Consider the following 2,618-nt stretch of genomic DNA (forward strand, 5'->3'; position numbering starts at 1 on the left):
GGCTGTTCATCGGCGCTGGCGTCACGCACGCAATGATCGAAGACGGCAAGGTGGAGGATTGCGCAGCCGGTTACCTGCGCCATGTTGCGGCTGGCATTGCCTATCGTTCGGTGCGCAACCGCGGCACGGTAGGCGGCAGCCTGGCGCATGCCGACCCGGCCGCAGACTGGCCCACGGCGCTGCTGGCGCTGGACGCACGGGTCGTGATCCACGGCGCCGCTGGCGAACGGGAAGAACCGCTTGCCGCCTTCCAGGTCGGCCTGATGGAAACCAGCCTGGCCGAGGGCGAATTGCTGCTGGGCGTGCTGTTGCCGCAGTTGTCGCCGGGCGCGCGCTGGGCCTACAAGAAGTTTTGCCAGAAGCTTGGCGAATTTGCACATTCGATCGGCGCGGTGGTGTTCGATCCGGCCCTCGGCCTGGCCAATGTGGTGGTGGGGGCAGCCGGCGACAAGCCGGTGCGCTTGCCGCAGGTGTCGGCGCGGCTGGCGGCCGGCTTGCAGGCGCAGGATGTGGCGAGCGCCGATTTCATGGCCCTGCTGGAGCAGGACTTGGCGGCGGGCACCGCGCTGGACCCGTCGTCCTACGACTTCCAGGTACACAAGACAATCCTCAAGCGGGCGATTACGGAGGCCCTGACAAAATGACCACGATTTCCCTGACAGTCAATGGTGCGCCGGTCGTCGCCGAGATCGACGACCGCATGACGCTGGCCGACTTCCTGCGCGACAAGCTGGACCTGACCGGCACCCACCTGGGCTGCGAACATGGCGTGTGCGGCGCCTGCACGGTGCTGGTAGATGACGAACCCTTGCGCGCATGTATTACACTGGCGGCTGCGATGGCGGGGCGTTCGGTGCGCAGCATCGAAAGTTTCAACGACGATCCGACCATGGAAGTGATCCGAGACTGCTTTTCGGAAGCGCATGGATTGCAGTGCGGGTTTTGTACGCCTGGCATGGTGATCACGGTGCGTGATATCGTTCTGCGTGGCGCTTGCGCCGACGCGGCACAGATCCGGTCCGAATTGGCCGGCAACCTGTGCCGCTGCACCGGCTACGCCGGCATCGTCAAGGCCACCGAACTGACGCGTGACCGGCTGAAGGCGAAGGGCGAGTAAGCTCGCCGTGCCGGCATGCCGGTCTATGCGCCAGGCCCATCGCGAACACGACGTCCATGCGCTGCCTGCAAGCGCAGCAGCGCAGGGACACTTCAACGAGTAACGAGCAACGAGCAATACGTAACGAATAAAGAGGAAAGCAACACATGGACATCAATGGAGAGCGCACGCTGCCGGTATCGCGCGAAATCGTTTGGGACAGCCTGTTCGACACCGACGTGCTGATGGCGTCGGTTCCCGGCTGCCAATCCGTCGTGCGCGAAAGCGATACGCTGTACCGCGTCACCACCGTGCTGACCATCGGCCCGCTGAAAGCCAAGTTCAATGGCACGCTGACGATTGCCGATGCGCAAGCGCCGGAAGCCTGCACGCTGCTGTTTGAAGGCCAGGGCGGCGCCGTGGGCATGGCAAAAGGATCGGCCAAGGTCACGCTGGAAACAGTCGAAGGCGGCACCAAGCTGGTCTACAAGGCCGATTCGCAAATCAGCGGCAAGCTCGCGCAAGTGGGCAGCCGCCTGATCGAAAGCGTCGCCAAGAAACTGTCGGCAGTGTTCTTCGACAAGTTCGAAGAGGCAGTCAAGGCACGCCAGTAAACGCTGCATGCGCCGCCACGACTGCGACGGCCGCTACGGTCACGGCAGTCACGGCGGGCGCAAAGCAGGGTAGCGGCAGCGCCGCTGCCGGCATTCAGTCTGGTATGTATTGCGCAGCAACAGCAGCGTCCCTGGCGTGGCTGTTGCGTTGGCGTTTCCGGCGCATACGCGCCTGGTCAGCCACTGCCGATGCTGTTCCCCATGCGTTTGGCTACCGGAAGGTTTATCATGGCTTCCACCACCTGATGCCGCCATCCTGGCCACCGAGCCACCAGACCGGCTATCCCACACCGCACCGCTGATGAGAAAAATCTCCCTGCGCCACTTGCGCTGCTTCCTGGCTGTTGCGGAGTCCGGTTCCTTTACTGTCGCTGCTTCGCGGCTGTTCCAGACCCAGTCCTCGCTGACGGCGACCATCCAGCAATTCGAAGAAGCGATCGGGCTCAAGCTGTTCGAGCGCACCACCCGGCGCGTCGACCTTACGCCCGAAGCGATCCGTTTCCGCTCCGTCGCCGAAAAGCTGGTCAAGGATTTCGACAATGCGATTGGCGACCTGCATGCGATTGCCACCAGCCAGCGCGGCCATGTGCGCATCGCGGCTGCGCCGTCGATCGTGGTGCATGTGCTTACCCCGGCGCTGCGTGCATTCCGCAATGCCTATCCGGATATCACGATCTCGGTGCAGGACGCCGGTTCGGCCCGCATCGAACGGGCAGTGCTGGATGGCGAAGTCGATTTCGGCATCGCCAGCCGGCTGAAAGACTACCCCGAACTGGACTACAAACCCATCCTGCGCGACCCGTTCGGCGTGATCATGCCGCCCGAACATCCGCTTGCGGCAGGCGACGGTCCGGTGCGCTGGGCCGAGCTGTCCGGATACGAATACATCGCCCTGACCTACGACACCG

4 protein-coding genes are annotated in these 2,618 nt (G+C 63.7%); all 4 read left to right on the plus strand.

Features of this window, described 5'->3' with window-relative positions; genetic code table 11:
• A partial coding sequence (locus Q7T64_RS10335) for a xanthine dehydrogenase family protein subunit M (RefSeq protein WP_304795203.1) occupies positions 1 to 644 on the plus strand: 644 nt, incomplete at its 5' end.
• Entirely contained in the window at positions 641 to 1,117 is a 477-nt protein-coding gene (locus tag Q7T64_RS10340; protein WP_304795205.1) for a (2Fe-2S)-binding protein, read from the plus strand. The genes Q7T64_RS10335 and Q7T64_RS10340, both read left to right, overlap by 4 nt.
• Before the next feature lie 146 nt (positions 1,118 to 1,263).
• The gene (locus Q7T64_RS10345) at positions 1,264 to 1,710 is read left to right on the plus strand and encodes a CoxG family protein (protein WP_304795206.1); all 447 of its coding nucleotides are present in this window, start codon (positions 1,264 to 1,266) and stop codon (positions 1,708 to 1,710) included.
• Positions 1,711 to 2,011: 301 nt separating this feature from the next.
• The coding region (locus tag Q7T64_RS10350) for a LysR family transcriptional regulator (RefSeq protein ID WP_304795208.1) at positions 2,012 to 2,618 on the plus strand (607 nt) is incomplete at its 3' end.

Source organism: Lacisediminimonas sp., assembly GCF_030645335.1.
Taxonomy (GTDB): Bacteria; Pseudomonadota; Gammaproteobacteria; order Burkholderiales; family Burkholderiaceae_D; genus Lacisediminimonas.

What these genes read in the sequence shown, in the direction of transcription:
- Q7T64_RS10340 (WP_304795205.1), top strand. Translation starts at nt 641, where the DNA reads ATGACCACGATTTCCCTGACAGTCAATGGTGCGCCGGTCGTCGCCGAG.
- Q7T64_RS10345 (WP_304795206.1), top strand. Translation starts at nt 1,264, where the DNA reads ATGGACATCAATGGAGAGCGCACGCTGCCGGTATCGCGCGAAATCGTT.